The organism is Novosphingobium sp. (assembly GCF_025351285.1).
GTDB lineage: Bacteria > Pseudomonadota > Alphaproteobacteria > Sphingomonadales > Sphingomonadaceae > Novosphingobium.
Genome location: NZ_JANXWG010000012.1, coordinates 1 through 16549 on the forward strand (window position 1 = coordinate 1; position 16549 = coordinate 16549).

Here is a 16549-nt window from a genome sequence, read left to right on the forward strand (position 1 = left end):
TCCGCTGCTGGCCGATGCGCTGGGCTCGCTCGACCGCGCGGTGATCGAGGCGGGCGAGGCCGAAGACAAGCTGGCGCGCGCGGCCGATGCGCTCAACCACGATCCGCAGGAATTGGATCGCATCGAAACGCGGCTGTTTGAACTGCGCGCTGCGGCGCGCAAGCATAGCTGCACCGTCGATGACCTGCCGCACAAGATGCACACGATGCGCGAACAACTCGATGCGATCGAGCACGGCGAAGCGCACCTGGGGGCGCTGGAGGTTGAGGCCAAGGCGGCCGCCGAGGCGTACCGCGAGAAGGCCGAGACGCTGTCTGCCGACCGGACCAACGCGGCCAAGCGGCTCGACGCGGCGGTGGCGGGCGAATTGGCCCCGCTCAAGCTCGACGCCGCGCGCTTCCGCACCAGCGTCACCCCGCTGCCCGAAGACCGCTGGGGCCCCGACGGCATCGATGCGGTCGAATTCCTGATCGCCACCAACCCCGGCGCCGATTTCGCCCCGCTCAACAAGATCGCCAGCGGCGGCGAATTGTCGCGCTTCATCCTCGCGCTCAAGGTCGCGCTGGCCGAACAGGGTGGCGCGGCGACGGTGATCTTCGACGAAATCGATCGCGGCGTCGGCGGTGCGGTCGCCAGCGCGATCGGTGAAAGGTTGGCGCGGCTGGCAGCGGATGGGCAGTTGCTCGCCGTCACGCACAGCCCGCAAGTCGCGGCGCGTGGCGACTTGCACTACCTGATCGCCAAGTCATCTGAAGGCACCGTCACCCGCACCGGCGTAGTCCGGCTCGACGCCAGCGGCCGCCGCCAGGAAATCGCCCGCATGCTCTCGGGCGCCGAAGTCACCCCCGAAGCCCGCGCCCAAGCCGATCGACTGCTGGAGCGGGTATGATATGGTAACGTGGAAAGTCATGGCTGGTCGCGGCAGCGCGCACGTTCGCGAGTTCGTCCAGCACAACATCGTGGCGATCGGTTGGGCGGCTGCGGGTGATCACTCGCTGGCCCGGTCGAGAGCTGATTTGCTCACCAGATTTGCGCAAGTCTGGCCAAATGACCCACCGAAGAAAAACCAGGTGGGTGCGTTTCAGGTCTGGAGGTTCCTCAAGGAACTGGCGACGGGTGATCGCGTGGTTGTGTATGATCCGGTAACCAGGATCTACCATGTCGGTGAATTGCAAGGATCGCCGCAATATCAGCCGGATCTGATCGAGGCATTGCCGACAACCCGGAGCGTCGTGTGGCTCGGCACAGTTGGCCGGGATTCGCTCTCGCTGGCAACGCGCAACGCCCTCGGCGGGATCATGACGTTTTACCGACTGTCCGATTCCGCCTCATCGGAAATTGCGTCTGCGCTCGCTGGCGGGGCTGCCGACCTTTCTCACGGCGCCCATGCGCTCGGCGATTTGGCAAAGCTGGATGAAGTCGAAGGCGGCGGTGGTGTCACCGATCCGTTTGCCAACATTGCCGATCAGGCGCTCGAATTGGTCAAGGACCGGGTGTTGCGGCTAGAATGGGATCAGATGCAGGAACTGGTCGCGGCGCTGCTCAGGGCACTTGGCTATCGGACGATGATTTCGTTGGCGGGGGCAGATCGCGGGCGTGACATCATTGCGTCGAAGGACGGCTTCGGATTCGAACCTCCGCGCATTCTGGTCGAGGTCAAACACCGCAAGGACTCGATTGGTGCACCGGACGTTCGGGCATTTCTCGCCGGCCTACACAGCGAGGATCGAGGCCTTTACGTCAGCACCGGGGGCTTCACGCGCGAAGCGGAGTATGAGGCGGCGCGTGCGGCAACGGTAACGCATTTGATGTCGCTCGATGGATTGGCGCGCGCGCTTGTCGCTCAGTACGAGAACCTCGATGAGCGCGGCAGAGCGCTGCTTCCGCTCACCAAAATTTATTGGCCCGTATGATCACCCGCCGCACCGTGCTCAGCGCCGCCGCGCTGCTGCCATTCCTCAAGGGAACCGCGTTCGCCATGGAAGAAATCGACGAGACAACGCTCTATGGCGTGATCGGCCAGATGAAGGCCACGCCCGGCCGACGCGATGCGCTGATCGCGTTGCTGGCTGCCGGATCAGAAGCCATGCCGGGCAACCTCGCCTACCTGATCGCCAAGGACAACGCCGATGCCGATGCGATCTGGATCACCGAGATCTGGACCAGCGCCGAAGCGCACCAGGCCAGCCTGAAACTTCCGCAAGTCCAGGCCGCGATCGCCAAGGCGCGGCCGATTATCGCCGGGTTCGGCACTCGTGCGGAAGTGACGCCGGTGGGCGGAAAGCACTGATCCGGCTGCTGAAACTGGCGGTGCCCGCGTTGATGCTGGCGGCGTGTTCGCCGGCGCCGGCATCCGATGTCTCGGCCGGCGGGCTCGATCCCGATACGATCAACCAGTTGCCCGCCAGCAAGCCGATGCTGGTGGAAGCCTATGCCAAGCTATCCCCGCACCAGACCGGCGAATTGCGCATACCCAAAGGAAGGGGGCCGTTTCCGGTGGCGATGCTGGTCCACGGCGGGTGCTGGATCGCGGGGCTGGGTAGCCCGCGCAACATGGCCCCGCTGGCGACATGGCTGGCCGCGCACGGAGTGGCGAGCTGGAACGTCGATTACCGCGAACTGGGCGATGGCGGCGGCTACCCGCAAAGCTTCGAGGACTGGGCCGCCGCCGCGCAGCATTTGCGCGCACTGGCCAAGCGTTACCCGCTCGATCTGGCGCGGCTGTCGGTGATCGGCCACTCGGCGGGCGCGACGGCGGGGCTGTTTCTGGCGCAACCGCCGACCGGCTCGGCGCAGGGACCGCATCCGCGCGCGATCGTGCAGATGGATGGGCTGGTGCCGCAGGATTACCTGATCGGCGCCGATGCCGCGATGTGCGGCCGCCCGGTGATCGAGCGGTTCATGGGCGGATTGCCGGCGGCGGTGCCTGCCCGGTATCACGCGATCTCGCCCGAGGCTTCCACACCGCGCGTGGCGCGCGCGCTATTCGTGGTCGCAGTCCTGCCGCCACCGCCCGACGCGACCACCGCCGCCATGCGCAAGGCGGGTGCCAGCGTCGAGGTGGTGGCCCCGCCGAAACCCAACCACTTTGACGTGATCGCGCCCGGCACCGCCAACTTCGCCGCGATCGAACCCGCGCTGTTGCGCGCGGTGGGCGGGCGATGACGGGTCATCCGCTCGAACGCCCGCTATGGAGCTGCCTGACCGGTCCGCAGGCTCGGATGGCGCGGGGCGGACCGCTCGCGTGGCGGCTTGATCCGGCGTTCGGTCCGTTCGCGGCGGCGATCGATGCGGGCGAGGAGGCGCAGCGCGCGCTCGCGGCACTGCTGGAGCACGACGATGACTGGATGCTGGTGATCGAGCGCGATCCGTGGCCCGCGCCCGCCGGCCTGCGCGAGGTTGAAACATTGCGGTTGGTGCAGATGGTCCGCGATGCCGCGCCGGCATTGGCAGCGAGGCCCGACGCGCCGCCCGCAGCGCTGCTGGGCGCAGATGACGTGCCGGCAATGCGCGCGCTGGTCGCCGCGACCGAACCGGGGCCGTGGGCGGACAGCACGCACCGCTTTGGCGATTTCTTCGGTATTCGCGATTCGGGTGGCGATCTTGTCGCGATGGCGGGTGAGCGGTTCCGACCGGCAGCCGGGCTCACCGAATTGAGCGGCGTCTGCACCGCGGCGTCGGCGCGCGGGCAGGGGCTGGCCGCGCGGGTGATCGAACGCGTTGTCGATGGCATGGCCGCGCGCGGCGAGACCGCGTTCCTCCACTGCCGCGCCGACAACGCCGGCGCGATCCGGCTCTACCGCGCGCTGGGCTTCACCCTGTCGCGCGAGATGGTGGCCACGGTGCTTGCGCGCGGCTAGAACGCTGCCATGCAAACCGAATTTTCCGAAGCAGATGCCGCCAACGAACTGATGCGGCTGGCGCGTGCAATCGCGCACCACAACCGCCGCTACCACGCCGAGGATTCGCCCGAAATCAGCGACGCCGAATACGATGCGCTGGTGCGCCGCAATGCCGAACTCGAAGCCGCCTATCCGCACCTGATCCGGCCCGACAGCCCGAGCAGCGCGGTCGGCCACGAAGTCACCGCATCGCCGCTGTCGAAAGTGGCGCACGACGTGCGGATGATGAGCCTCGACAACGCCTTTGCCGACGATGAGGTCGCCGAATTCGTCGCGCGGGTGCGGCGGTTCCTGGCGCTGCCCGAGGATGCGCCGGTGGCGATGACCGCCGAGGACAAGATCGACGGGCTGTCGTGCTCGCTGCGTTACGAGCACGGCCGGCTGGTGCGCGCGGCGACGCGGGGCGACGGGCAGGTGGGCGAGGACGTGACCGCGAATGTCGCGCATATTGCCGATATTCCGCAGCAGCTGGCCGGCGAAGTGCCCGACCTGTTCGAGATTCGCGGAGAGGTTTACATGTCGAAACAGGCATTTGCCGAGCTTAATTCGAAGCAATCCGAACTCGGCGGCAAACTGTTCGCCAATCCGCGCAACGCGGCGGCGGGTTCGCTGCGGCAGAAGGACGCGAATGTGACCGCGCGCCGTCCGTTGCGTTTCTTGGCGCATGGCTGGGGTGCGGCGAGCGCGGTTCCCGAAGCGACGCAATTCGCGATGATGCAGCGCATTGCGGCTTGGGGCGTGCCCGTCTCGCCGCTGCTGGCGCGTTGTGATGGTGTCGAAGCGATGCTCGCACACTATTGCAATATCGGCGCGCAACGCGCTGAATTGCCTTATGAAATCGACGGCGTGGTGTACAAGGTCGATAGCCTCGACTGGCAGCAACGCCTGGGCTTCGTCGCCAAGGCGCCGCGCTGGGCAATTGCCCGGAAATTCCCGGCCGAGCGCGCCGAAACCGTGGTCGAGGCGATCGATATCCAGGTCGGACGGACGGGCAAGCTGACCCCGGTGGGGCGGCTGCGGCCGGTGCTGGTGGGCGGGGTGACCGTCACCAACGTCACGCTCCACAACCGCGATGAGATCGGGCGGCTGGGCGTGCGCGTGGGCGACCGCGTGGTGCTCCAGCGCGCGGGCGATGTGATCCCGCAAGTGGTCGAGAACCTGACGCGCGACGAGGAGCGCGCGGCTTACGTTTTCCCCGATCACTGTCCCGAGTGCGGCAGTGAGGCGGTGGCAGAGGAGGGCGAAGTCGATGTGCGCTGCACCGGCGGGCTGGTCTGCCCGGCGCAGCGGGTCGAGCGTTTGCGCCACTTCGTCAGCCGCGCCGCGCTCGATATTGAGGGGCTTGGCGAGAAGACGATCGCCGAATTCTTCGGGCTCGGCTGGCTCGAAAGCCCCGCCGATGTGTTCCGGCTGCACGCGCATCGCACTGAAATCCTGACCCGCGAGGGTTGGAAGGACAAGTCTGTGGACAACCTTCTGGCAGCGATCGAGGCCAAGCGCGCGCCCGATGCCGCGCGGCTGCTGTTCGGGCTCGGCATCCGGCATGTCGGCGTTGTGACCGCGCGCGACCTGATGAAGCGCTTCGCCACGCTGCCCCGACTGCGCGAGGTGGCGCAGGCGGCCAAGTCCGGGGATGAAGCCGCCGCCGCCGAACTGATCGGGATCGAAGGCGTCGGACCGGTAGTGGTCGAAGCGTTGGGCGATTTCTTCCACGAACCGCACAACGTTGCGGTGTGGGACGATCTGCTCTCGCAAGTCAGCCCGCCGCCTTATCTCGTCGAAGTCCGCGCCAGCGCGGTCGCCGGCAAGATCGTGGTGTTCACCGGCAAGCTGGAGACGATGAGCCGCGATGAGGCCAAGGCGCAAGCCGAGGCGCTGGGCGCACGCTCGGCCGGATCGGTTTCGGCCCAGACCGACCTCGTGGTGGCGGGGCCGGGCGCGGGCTCGAAGCTGAAGCAGGCCGAAAAGCTGGGCATCGCGGTGATCGATGAGACCGCCTGGGCCGAAATCGTGCGCACGGCGGGGTAAGTGTCGGTTTCCTACAATGCTGTTCGTCGCTGAATTCGCTATCGTGTGATCGCAGTCATTGGACGGGCCGCAAATAGGCCCTAGGCGAGCCGTAGCATGAGCGACCAAGTCGTGGCATAATACAAGCAGCAACGTGTTTACCGCGCCACATCGGTGGCGGGTTCGACAAGCAGGAGTCATCCGATGAAGATCCGTACTGTTCTGGCAGTGGGCGCCGCGCTGTTCGCAGCCCCGATCGCAAGTGTGAGCTTTGCGCAGGAAGTTCCTGATGCGCAGGAAAAATCGTCCGACCAGATCGTTTGCGAACTGGCCGAAACTTGCGCCACCGCACCGGCCGCATCGCCCGGCGCCGTCGATCCCGCCGCCCCACGCCCGCGCGCTCGTGAAGCCACTGCGACTCGCGGCTTCAGCATCGCCCGGTCGAGCGTGGCCCCCGCGGCATCGTCGGCTGGCAGCCGCGCAACCACGCCATCCACGCAGATGAGCGCGAGCCGCGCTGCGTCGCAACTTGCCGGATCGGGTCACTCGAACGCCGGGATCACCTTCGTTCCGGGCTCGTCAATGTTGACCGAACAGGGCAAACGCCAGGCGCTGCAATTCCTGGGCGCGCTCAAGAACCCGCTGCTCGCCAGCAAGAAGTTCGAGGTCAACGGCTATACCGATGCGTCGGGCAACCCGGCCTCGAACCGTGCGCTGTCGCAGCGCCGGGCGCAAGCAGTGGTCGATTTCCTTGTCTCCAAGGGCGCCAATCGTGCGCAGCTCGAAGCGCATGGTTATGGCTCGGACAAGCTGCTCGATCCTTCGAACCCTTCGTCGATGGCCAACCGCCGCGTCGAATTCGTGCGCAGGTAAAAGTCTGATCCGCGACGGGTCAGTCAGTGGCTGGCCGGTCGCGGAATCCACTTCATCACGCCGCCCGCCAGCGGGGTCCACACGCCCATCGGCACGCCCACGCTGCGCAATTTTTCGCCGACCCAGGTGTTGCAGGTGTGCAGCGCAGAGTAGCGGGATCGTGATGCGTAGAACGTGTCGTTCCTGCCATAGCCGCCAATGCGTCGCGCCGCCGGGTCTACATCACGCGTGATCGCGGCCGCCAGCGCCCGGTACTGAGCATGGCTGAGCACGAGCTGGCGGAAATCGTCATCCGGTGCCGGCCGCACAAAACGCTCGACATGCACCAGCGAATCACCGCCGCCCAGCGTTCCGCCGAACACGATGTGCCACACGGTCGAGACCTTAAGATCGGCCCAGGTTGCGGTTTCCAGGAACACGGTCCGCTCGCCCCAGCTTAGCGCGATGTCGGTGTAGGGCTGCGCGGGATCGGCGGCATCGGTGGTGGGAAACAGTCCGCGCCAGTCCTGATCTTCATTGGCGATCGGCACGACAATCGCGGTGTGGACGCCATTGCTGGCAATCAGCACTTGTACGCCTTCGGACAGCGGCGTTGCGGCACGGTTCGTCGGGATCGACGAGCCGATCCACGCCGCCAGCGGGTAAGCACCGACCACCAGCGCGGCGCCGGTCGCCAATCGGCGCCAGCGTTTCAAGTGTACGAACGCCGCTTGCGCAGCCACAGGATCGACCAGTCGCCGCGCACGATCCGCCCCGCCAGCCGGAACCCGGCGCGGGTGCAGGCGCGGCGCACGGCGCGTTCCTGCGTGGTCAGCAGGCCGGCGAGCAACAGGCTGCCGCCCGGCGTCACCGTCGCGCCGAAATCGGGCGCGAGTTCGACCAGCGGGCCGGCCAGGATGTTGGCGATCAGCAGATCGTAAGGCCCACGCGCTGCCAATAGTGCATGGTCCATCCCCGCCGCGATCACCATCGTCACCGCGCCCGGTCCTCCGCCAAGCGGGATGCAGTTCATGGCGGCATTTTCGATCACCACCGGCGCGCACACGTCATCGATATCGCTCGCCGTGGCCAGCGCGCGCGGCCACAGATGCAGCGCGGCAAAGGTCAGCAACCCGGTCCCGGTGCCGATATCGGCGAGTTTGCGCACCGCCACCCCGCGCGCCTTCATCGCCGCCAGCATCGCCAGGCAACCGGCGGTGGTGGCATGTTGCCCGGTGCCGAATGCGCGACTGGCGGGGATCAGCAGATCGCGCACGCCGGGTTGTCCGAGCGCAGGGAAATCGGGGGTGTGGACGTGGAACAGTCCCTCGCGGATCGGCTCGACGCCTTGCTGGCTGAGCGTGACCCAGTCGGTCGGCGGCAAGTGTTCGATGGCAAGCGGCGGGGCGTTGCCTCCGAACAGAGCCTTCACCGCTGCCTTGTCGGCGGGCGAAGGCTTGCGCGGCAGCCAGGCTTCGAGCTGCCAGTGGTCGGGGCGGTCCTCGGCCACTTCGCTGCCGGCGATGACCACGTCGAAGTCCCAGTCGAACGCGTCTTCGTGCGCGAGCAGCGCAGCCTGCACCACCTCGCGCGGGGCGAGCGCGGTGATCTTCCAGCTTGAAGCATCAACGGACATAGCTGGCTCCGTTGGCATCGATGGTCGTGCCGGTCATGGTCGGCGGGGCGTCGAGCGCGCAAAACCGGGTGATTTCGGCGATTTCCTCGGGTCTTGCCACCCGGCCGAGCGGGATGTCCGCCAGCAGGCCCGTTCCGCCCCGGCTGGCGAGATAGTCGTCGGCCATAGCGGTTTCGGTGAAGCCCGGCGTGATCGCGAAGCTCAAAATTCCGCATGCGGCATATCCTCGGGCAATCGTTTTGTGCAGCGCGAGCATGCCGCCCTTGGCCGCCGCGTAGTGCCAGTGATCGGGCGAATCGCCGCGGTGCCCGGCGCGGCTGGCGATGTGGACGATGCGCCCCCCGGTCCCCGTTGATTGCCAATGCTGCACCGCCAGTCGCGACAATTGCGCGGCGGCGGTCAGGTTGATCCGCAAGGTATCCTCCCACGCGTCGAGCCAGCCGATGTCCGATGCCGCGATCGGGTTGGAAGCGAACAGCCCGGCATTGTTGATCAGCACGTCGATCCGGCCATTCTGTGCGCGCGCCAGTGCTTCGCGCCATAGCTGTTCGGGCGCTTGCGGATCGGTGAAATCGGCGGCGATGATCGTTTGGGCCGTCGTGTCCGGCTCGGCGCGCGCGCGTGATCCGTGGCCGATCACGGTCGCTCCGGCCTGCTGGAGGGTCTGGGCAATGGCGGCGCCGATGCCGCGAGTGGACCCGGTGACGAGGATGGTTGGGGATGTCATGACTGGCACCCTTTGCCCACCTCGCACCATTGGGCAACGCCGTGTTGCATCATGCTGCCCGCTTGCGCTTGCAAGCCGGCGCATTTCCACTAAGAATTGAGTCGATAAGGGGCGCGATCGGGGGCAACCGCACTGCGGGCTGCTCTTGCTCGCCCTTTTTGCAATTCTGCTTGTGGGATCGGGCCGCGTCCATGCGTCCGTTCCGTTGCGAACCGGGGGACTTCATGGCTCAAGCCAACAACGCGCGACCTCTTTCGCCGCATCTCGCCATCTGGCGCTGGGGCCCGGCGATGGTGGTATCCATCCTGCACCGCGCTGCGGGCAATGGCCTGGCGTTCGGCGGCATTGCGCTGCTGCTGTGGTGGCTGGGCGCGCTGGCGAGCGGGCCGGCGGCCTACCAGACGTTCCTGCACTGGATCTGGACCGCCGAGCCGGGCAACAGCCTGCAAACGGTCACCACCTTGCTTGGCAAGCTGGTGCTGGTCGGCCTCAGTTGGGCGTTCTTCCAGCATATGTCGAGCGGAATCAGGCACTTCTTCCTCGATGTTGGCGCAGGGTACGAACTCGAAGCCAATACGCGCTGGTCGCTGGTTACCTTGGTATCCGGCGTGGTGCTGACTGCACTGTTCTGGGCGCTGCTGCTGCTTCGCTGACCGATCGGACAGCTTGCCGCCCGCATCGGCCGGGGGCTAGTTCGAAACTGAGATCCAAGACTTTTGAGGACGCTTTCAAATGGGCAACGGAACTTCGATCGGGCGAGTGCGGGGGCTGGGCTCGGCCAAGCACGGCTCCAGCCACTGGCTGGTCCAGCGCTTCACCGCGATCGGCAACCTGATCCTGGTGGTCTGGCTGCTCGCCAGCCTGGTGATGTTGCCCGGCTATGATTACGCCACGGTTCACACCTGGCTGGCGCGGCCCTTCTCGGCCACCGCGATGGTGCTGATGATCGTTTCCACGTTCTGGCACGCCCGGCTTGGTGTGCAGGTAATGGCCGAAGACTATGTCCATGACGAGGGGCTGAAGTTCGCCGTCCTCGCCGCGCTGAACTCGATCCCGCTCGCCGCCGCTGCGTTTGGCATCATCTGCGTCTTAAGAATTGCGCTGGGGGGCGCCTGATATGGCTACGACTGCACAGCCAGCCTACAAGATCATCGACCACACCTATGACACGGTGGTCGTCGGTGCCGGCGGATCTGGCCTGCGCGCCACGATGGGCAGCGCGCAAGCGGGCCTGCGCACCGCCTGCATCACCAAGGTGTTCCCCACGCGCAGTCACACCGTGGCCGCGCAAGGCGGCATCGCGGCCAGCCTGGGCAACAATTCGCCCGATCACTGGACCTGGCACATGTTCGACACCGTCAAGGGCTCGGACTGGCTGGGCGACCAGGACGCGATCGAATACATGGTCCGCGAAGCCCCGGCGGCGGTCTACGAACTCGAACACGCCGGCGTGCCATTCAGCCGCAACCCCGAAGGCACGATCTACCAGCGCCCGTTCGGCGGCCACATGCAGAACATGGGCGAGGGACCCCCGGTCCAGCGCACCTGCGCCGCGGCCGATCGCACCGGCCACGCCATGCTTCACGCGCTCTACCAGCAGAGCCTGAAGTATGATGCGGACTTCTTCATCGAATACTTCGCGATCGACTTGATCATGGAACCCGGCGCCAATGGCGTGCCGGTCTGTCGCGGCGTGATCGCAATGTGCATGGATGACGGCACGATCCATCGCTTCCGTTCGCACGCGGTGGTGCTGGCGACCGGCGGTTACGGTCGTTGCTACTACACCGCCACCTCGGCGCACACCTGCACCGGCGATGGCGGCGGCATGGTGCTGCGCGCCGGTTTGCCGATGCAGGACATGGAATTCGTGCAGTTCCACCCCACCGGCATTTACGGCGCGGGCGTGCTCATTACCGAAGGCGCGCGCGGCGAAGGCGGCTACCTGACGAACTCCGAAGGTGAGCGCTTCATGGAACGCTATGCCCCATCGGCCAAGGACCTGGCCAGCCGCGATGTCGTCAGCCGCTCGATGGCGCTGGAGATCCGCGAAGGCCGTGGCGTGGGCCCGCACAAGGACCACATCCACCTCCACCTCGACCATATCGATTCGAAAGTGCTGGCCGAACGGCTTCCCGGGATCACCGAAAGCGGCAAGATCTTCGCCAATGTCGACCTGACGCGCCAGCCACTGCCGGTGGTGCCGACCGTGCACTACAACATGGGCGGCATTCCCTGTAACTACCACGGCGAAGTTATGACGATCGGGCCCGATGGCAACCCCGATACGATCGTGCCGGGGCTGTTCGCGGTGGGCGAGGCGGCGTGTGTTTCGGTTCACGGTGCTAACCGGTTGGGATCCAACTCGCTGATCGATCTCGTGGTGTTCGGCCGCGCGACCGGGCTGCGGCTCAAGGAACTGATCGTCCCCGGCACCGCGCACCAGGCGTTGCCCAAGGACAGTGCCGATCTGGCGCTTACCCGGCTCGATCACTTCCGCAACGCCAACGGTTCGTCGCCCACTGCCGAAGTGCGCACCGAAATGCAGCGCACGATGTCGGCGCACGCGGCGGTGTTCCGTACCGACGAACTGCTGTCCGAAGGCATGGTACAGCTCTCCAAAACCTATGAGCGGATGCAGGACGTCCACGTTTCGGACCGTTCGCTGATCTGGAATTCGGACCTGATCGAGACGATGGAACTCGACAACCTGATTTCGCAGGCCACCGTCACCGTCCACGGCGCGTTCAACCGCAAGGAAAGCCGCGGCGCCCACGCGCACGAAGATTTCCCCAACCGCGACGATGCCAACTGGATGAAGCACACGATGGCGTGGTTCGATGGCTGGGGCGGCAAGGGCGGCGGCGTGAAGCTCGATTATCGCCCGGTGCATGAATACACGCTCACCGACGATGCCGAATATATCAAGCCGAAGAAGCGGGTGTACTAAGCGCTAACGGCAGGCACGAGAAAGGACGCGAACGTGGTAACGTTTGCGTCCTTTCTCATATGATCGCCCGCAACTGCCGTTGGATCAGCTCGCGGCGCGTGCCGGGTAAGGACAGCCGCGCGACTGGCCCACGCCCTTGAGGAATGCGCGGCGCACGCTGCCCCCGTAGATGGCCGACTGAACGGCGCGCTCCTGCGCGTTGGCGCCCGAGATTTCCTTGATCAAGCCGTTGAACGGGATGAACGACGATATCCCCGCTTGCGCGATCCGGCCGACGTTCATCTTCTTGCCCTTGGCCTGCGCCACGTCGATATCGTCACCCAGCACCGCGTCGAGATTGCGGATCGCGCGGCTGATCTGCGCGCAGCTGCGCAGTCCCCGCAGCGTATAAGGATCCTCCTGCGCCGAAATCAGCACTTCAGGCACATTCTTCTTGCGCAAGTTGAGCGTGTCGATCGGCGTGGCGGCAACGTCGGTGGCGGTGACGGTGTTGTCGGTCATCGGCCGGTCTGGCTTCTTGTTCTGCGCGACGGCCGGCGCGGCCGTCAGCACGAAGGCCGCGGCCAGCAAAATGGATTTCTGGATCATCGTCGTTTCCCTGTCTGGGCGCCACGATTCGGCACCCCAAGCTCAAGGGCTACGCGTGGATGGCTGGCCGGTTCCCGGTGTAGCGGGAACCGGTGCTGATCACTGCGCGCTTGGCTGGGCCGTGCCGAACGTATCGCAGGTATCCTCGTTGCCGCTGTCCAGGCCCTGTTTCAGCCATTTCATGCGTTGCGCGCTGCTGCCGTGAGTGAATGCGGCCTCCACCGGGCGGCGTCCCGATTCTTGCGCCAGCGTATCGTCGCCGATCTGGTGCGCGGCGTTGAGGCCCGATTGGATATCGCCCGGATCGATGCGATCGCCATTCTTCGCGGCCCAGACGCCGGCGTAGCAATCGGCCTGGAGTTCGAGCCGCACCGACAGCGCGTTGGCTTGCGAAGGGCGCGATTCCTGAAGGTTGCGGACTTTGTCCGAAAGCCCCAGCAGGTTCTGGACGTGGTGCCCATATTCGTGTGCGATCACGTATTCGCGCGCGAATTCTCCCTTCGCGCCAAGCTGTTGCGCCATCTGATCGTAGAAATCGGTGTCGATGTAGATGCCCTGGTCGGCCGGGCAATAGAACGGCCCCATTGCACTTTCCGCCGCCCCGCAACCCGATCGGCCCTGTTGCGAATAGAACACCAGCTTGGGCGCCTTGTAGGCAATGCCGGCCTTTTCGAACAACGGCTGCCAGGTGTGGTTGAGCGAGGCGAGCGCATTGCAGCTTTCGTGGCTATAGGCGTTGACGGTGCAGCTTTCGCGGGCGGTGGTGCCGCCGGTGCGGCTTGGCTGGCCGATCTGGCTGGTCTGCGCGCCCTGATCGGCCCCTTGCATGCTGCCCAGCATCTGCACCGGGTTGATCCCGAAAACCAACCAGCCGATCAGCGCGATGACGATGCCGCCGCAGCCGATCCGCCCGCCCGTACCGCCCAGCCCGAAGTTCGATCCGCGCTGGTCTTCCACATTGACGCTGTCGTCGAATTCATCGAGCCGCATGGTATATCCTTCAGGTCTTGAGCGATGGTTGGCACCGGAACTTTCGATTGGCCAGAGCAAACCACCGGTGCAAGCCGTAAACGTCTTGGGTCTGCAAGGACACAGCCGCTTCCAAAAACGCCATGAAACACGCCGCCGAGCGCTCAAATCGGCGCTGGGAACTTGCGCCGTACCGGGGCATTTGGGATGAGCATGAAGGCGATGAATCGTGCCTCGTGTGCGATAGCGTGAGGGAAACAGGAATGAGCGGGGGTGGCAGAAGCATAGGCCGTGCAATCGTGCTCGTTGCTTTGTGTTTCGCATTCTTCGCCGGAATTTCCCCCGCGCTGGGCAAAGGCAAGAACAAGGACACCGCCGAGGCAAGCGAACCGCCGCTCGAAGCCGCCTTGCGCGGCCATATCAACACGCTCGCCAGCAACGAATTTGCGGGCCGCGAACCGGGCACGCCGGGCGAAACCAAGGCGCTGCGCTATCTCGCGCAGCAGTGGTTCGATATCGGGCTCGAATCGGGCACCAACGATCCCGGCCACGCCTGGTTCGCGCCGGTGGAACTGGTGGCACGCACGCCGCTGGCCTCGCGCGCCAGCTTCGTGCGCGGCAAACGGCGGACCGTCGCGGTGCCGGCCGATGCGTTCGTGGCGACGTCGGGCCTGCGCAGCCTGGTTTCGGGCGCGCCGCTGTTTTTCGTGGGAGATGGCACCAGGCCGGTGCCCGCGCGGCAGGAACTCGCCGGGCGGATCGCATTGCTGCTCGACAGCCTGCCGGCCGGCGCCGATCCCGATCGTTTTGCCGATCGGGCCGGGCGCCTGCTCGATGGCGGCGCGTCCGCGGTGGTCACGATCCTCGATGCCCAGCGCGGCCTGGCCGACGTCCGTTCGCGGCGCGGGCGGGCGGGCTATGCGTTGGCCGGCGAACGTCTGGGTGGCGATATCGAAGCTTACGTGACGCCCGCTTTCGCCGAACGGCTGCTGGCCGGCGGTGCCGAAGCGGACGTTGCCACTTTGCGCCGCGCCGCGCGCGCGCCCGGTTTCGTGCCCCACCCGATCGGCGTGACTGCCACGTTGGAGGCAACCACGCGTGAAACCCGCATCCACACGAACAACCTGATCGGGCGGCTGCCCGGCCGCAATCCGGCGGCAGGCGCGGTCGTGCTGGTGGCGCACTGGGATCACTTCGGCGTTTGTGGCGAGGCACCCGCGGTCGACGTGATCTGCAACGGTGCAGTCGACAACGCCAGCGGATTGGCGGTGGTGACCGAAGCGATGCGCATGCTGGCAAAAGGGCCGCCGATCGATCGCGACGTTTATGTGCTGGCCACCACCGGGGAGGAATTCGGGTTGCTGGGTGCGCAGGCCTTCACCGAAAATCCGCCGCTGCCGCTGCGCAAGATCGTGGCGGTGTTCAACGTCGATAGTGTGGCGATCGCGCCGGCGGGCACCCCGTTCGCGATCCTGGGGCGCGGCAAGACCGGGCTCGATGCCGGGATCGAACGCGTGATCGCCAAGGCCAGGCGCAAGCTGGTGACGAACCAGTCGGCCAGCATGTTCCTGCGGCGCCAGGATGGCTGGGCGTTCCTCCAGCACGATGTGCCGGCGGTGTCGGTCAGCACGGCTTACGGCGATCAGGCGCGGTTCGATCGTTATATGGACACGCGCTACCATCGCCCTACCGACAAGCCGACCGGTGATCTTGAACTGGGCGGCGCGGCCGACGATGCGCGGATGCTGGTGGATCTGGCGCGCAACTTCGGCGACGTGAAGGCCTGGCCGGGAAGCGAAACTCCGATCACCGCCGCGCATTAGGGAGAGCATGATGGCCAACGATCCGACCACGCCGACGTTCGCGCCGGACGGCACCGTTCACGTGCCCGGGTTCGACCTCCCGCCCTCCAGCCTGCTGAGCGCCGAAGCCGCCGCCGCGCAGCGCGCGCGGGCCGCGATGCCCGTGTTCGATACCGGTGGGGCGCAGACCGACATCGTGACGCGGCGCGCGCAGATCAACGGCTACATGGCGCCGCAGATCGAAGCGCTCAAGGCAAAGTTCCCGGTCGATATCGTGGCGACGGAGATCGGCGGCGTGGAGGTGCTCGACGTCACCCCGGCCGGCGGCGGGCACGATCCCGACCGCGTGCTGATCAACGCGCATGGCGGCGCCTTCATCATCGGCTGGCCGGGCGTGGCGCTGATCGAGGCGATCCCGATCCCGGTGATGGCGGGGCTGCGCGTGGTGACGGTCAACTACCGCATGGCGCCCGAGCATCGGCACCCGGCCGGGGTCGAGGATATCGCGAAGGTCTATGAGGCGCTGCTCGACAGTTACGCGCCGGGACGGATCGGTTTCTTCGGCGGTTCTGCGGGCGGGGTACTCGCCGCGCAACTCGCCGCCTGGTTGCCCGCGCATGGCCTGCCGCAAATGGGCGCGGTCGGCATATTCGGTGCGGGCGGCGTGCCGTTCCATGCGGGCGAGGCGATGACCGTGGCCGGCTATATCGACGGCTCGTTCCCGCCACCCCCGCCCAACGGCAGCCCGCCGCTCGACATGACCCGCGGTTATTTCGCCGGCACCAGCGATGACGATCCGAGCGCCTGGCCCGGCTATCACCTCGATGTGATGGCCAAGTTTCCGCCGACGCTGATCATCACCGGCACCCGCGCGATGGACCTCAGCTCCGCGATCTACACCAATTCGCAATTGCTCAAGGCCGGGGTCAGCTCGACCCTGATCGTCGGCGAGGGCATGGGCCACTGCTATCACTACCGTGTCGACATGCCCGAGGCGCGCGATGCCTGCGTGCAGATCGTTGCGCATTTCCGCCGGCATCTGGTGTGATTGCGTGGCCGTTGCAGCGGCGTTGCAGTGCCGTTGCAATTGACCACAAGTGCCGACTAGCCAAGCCG

At 66.2% G+C, this 16549-nt stretch carries 16 protein-coding genes and 1 pseudogene; 12 read left to right on the forward strand and 5 right to left on the reverse strand.

Annotation, left to right across the window (positions count from 1 at the left end; all coding sequences use genetic code 11):
- The 7 genes and pseudogenes from Q0R16_RS01730 to Q0R16_RS01760 form a co-directional block, all read left to right on the forward strand.
- A pseudogene (locus Q0R16_RS01730) lies at window positions 1–889 on the forward strand (DNA repair protein RecN); the annotation flags it as partial.
- A gap of 70 nt (window positions 890–959) precedes the next feature.
- Window positions 960–1913 carry a restriction endonuclease gene (locus Q0R16_RS01735; protein WP_295631175.1) on the forward strand — a complete coding sequence of 318 codons (954 nt, stop codon included), beginning with the start codon at window positions 960–962 and terminating at the stop codon, window positions 1911–1913.
- Window positions 1910–2290 (forward strand): putative quinol monooxygenase, encoded by a 381-nt coding sequence (locus Q0R16_RS01740; protein WP_295631177.1) that lies wholly within the window; start codon window positions 1910–1912, stop codon window positions 2288–2290. Before Q0R16_RS01735 ends, Q0R16_RS01740 begins: the two co-directional genes overlap by 4 nt.
- A 20-nt stretch (window positions 2291–2310) precedes the next feature.
- Window positions 2311–3165 (forward strand): alpha/beta hydrolase, encoded by an 855-nt coding sequence (locus tag Q0R16_RS01745; RefSeq protein ID WP_295631179.1) that lies wholly within the window; start codon window positions 2311–2313, stop codon window positions 3163–3165.
- A complete protein-coding gene (locus Q0R16_RS01750; protein WP_295631181.1) occupies window positions 3162–3860 on the forward strand; it encodes a GNAT family N-acetyltransferase in 699 nt (232 codons plus the stop codon). The genes Q0R16_RS01745 and Q0R16_RS01750 overlap by 4 nt, the downstream gene beginning before the upstream one ends.
- A gap of 9 nt (window positions 3861–3869) precedes the next feature.
- Window positions 3870–5930 carry an NAD-dependent DNA ligase LigA gene (gene ligA, locus Q0R16_RS01755; RefSeq protein WP_295631183.1) on the forward strand — a complete coding sequence of 687 codons (2061 nt, stop codon included), beginning with the start codon at window positions 3870–3872 and terminating at the stop codon, window positions 5928–5930.
- A 183-nt stretch (window positions 5931–6113) separates the two neighbouring features.
- Window positions 6114–6782 carry an OmpA family protein gene (locus Q0R16_RS01760; protein ID WP_295631186.1) on the forward strand — a complete coding sequence of 223 codons (669 nt, stop codon included), beginning with the start codon at window positions 6114–6116 and terminating at the stop codon, window positions 6780–6782.
- A 23-nt stretch (window positions 6783–6805) separates the two neighbouring features.
- On the opposite strand, the gene Q0R16_RS01765 is transcribed toward Q0R16_RS01760, so the two are convergent.
- The 3 genes from Q0R16_RS01765 to Q0R16_RS01775 are packed head-to-tail and all read right to left on the reverse strand — an operon-like array spanning window position 6806 to window position 9124.
- Complete coding sequence (locus Q0R16_RS01765; RefSeq protein WP_295631188.1) at window positions 6806–7477, reverse strand: DUF2459 domain-containing protein; 672 nt, start codon at window positions 7475–7477, stop codon at window positions 6806–6808.
- Entirely contained in the window at window positions 7474–8397 is a 924-nt protein-coding gene (locus tag Q0R16_RS01770) for a 50S ribosomal protein L11 methyltransferase (RefSeq protein ID WP_295631190.1), read from the reverse strand. The genes Q0R16_RS01765 and Q0R16_RS01770 overlap by 4 nt, the downstream gene beginning before the upstream one ends.
- Window positions 8387–9124, reverse strand: coding sequence for an SDR family oxidoreductase (locus Q0R16_RS01775; protein ID WP_295631193.1), 738 nt, complete (start codon window positions 9122–9124; stop codon window positions 8387–8389). The genes Q0R16_RS01770 and Q0R16_RS01775 overlap by 11 nt, the downstream gene beginning before the upstream one ends.
- A 224-nt stretch (window positions 9125–9348) precedes the next feature.
- Between Q0R16_RS01775 and sdhC the strand changes: the two genes are divergently transcribed.
- The 3 genes from sdhC (at window position 9349) to sdhA (ending at window position 12074) form a co-directional block, all read left to right on the forward strand.
- Entirely contained in the window at window positions 9349–9777 is a 429-nt protein-coding gene (sdhC, locus tag Q0R16_RS01780; protein WP_295631195.1) for a succinate dehydrogenase, cytochrome b556 subunit, read from the forward strand.
- 79 nt (window positions 9778–9856) lie between these two features.
- Window positions 9857–10240, forward strand: coding sequence for a succinate dehydrogenase, hydrophobic membrane anchor protein (sdhD, locus tag Q0R16_RS01785; protein WP_295631196.1), 384 nt, complete (start codon window positions 9857–9859; stop codon window positions 10238–10240).
- Window position 10241: 1 nt separating this feature from the next.
- A complete protein-coding gene (gene sdhA, locus Q0R16_RS01790) occupies window positions 10242–12074 on the forward strand; it encodes a succinate dehydrogenase flavoprotein subunit (protein ID WP_295631198.1) in 1833 nt (610 codons plus the stop codon).
- 84 nt (window positions 12075–12158) lie between these two features.
- Here the strand turns inward: sdhA and Q0R16_RS01795 are convergent, their stop codons facing one another.
- Window positions 12159–12662 carry a hypothetical protein gene (locus tag Q0R16_RS01795; protein ID WP_295631200.1) on the reverse strand — a complete coding sequence of 168 codons (504 nt, stop codon included), beginning with the start codon at window positions 12660–12662 and terminating at the stop codon, window positions 12159–12161.
- A gap of 99 nt (window positions 12663–12761) precedes the next feature.
- Complete coding sequence (locus Q0R16_RS01800; protein ID WP_295631202.1) at window positions 12762–13652, reverse strand: neutral zinc metallopeptidase; 891 nt, start codon at window positions 13650–13652, stop codon at window positions 12762–12764.
- Between the two features lie 278 nt (window positions 13653–13930).
- Here Q0R16_RS01800 and Q0R16_RS01805 point away from each other — a divergent pair, with 278 nt between their 5' ends.
- A complete protein-coding gene (locus tag Q0R16_RS01805) occupies window positions 13931–15454 on the forward strand; it encodes a M28 family peptidase (RefSeq protein ID WP_295631204.1) in 1524 nt (507 codons plus the stop codon).
- A 10-nt stretch (window positions 15455–15464) separates the two neighbouring features.
- Complete coding sequence (locus Q0R16_RS01810) at window positions 15465–16481, forward strand: alpha/beta hydrolase (protein WP_295631206.1); 1017 nt, start codon at window positions 15465–15467, stop codon at window positions 16479–16481.
- Window positions 16482–16549 lie beyond the last annotated feature (68 nt).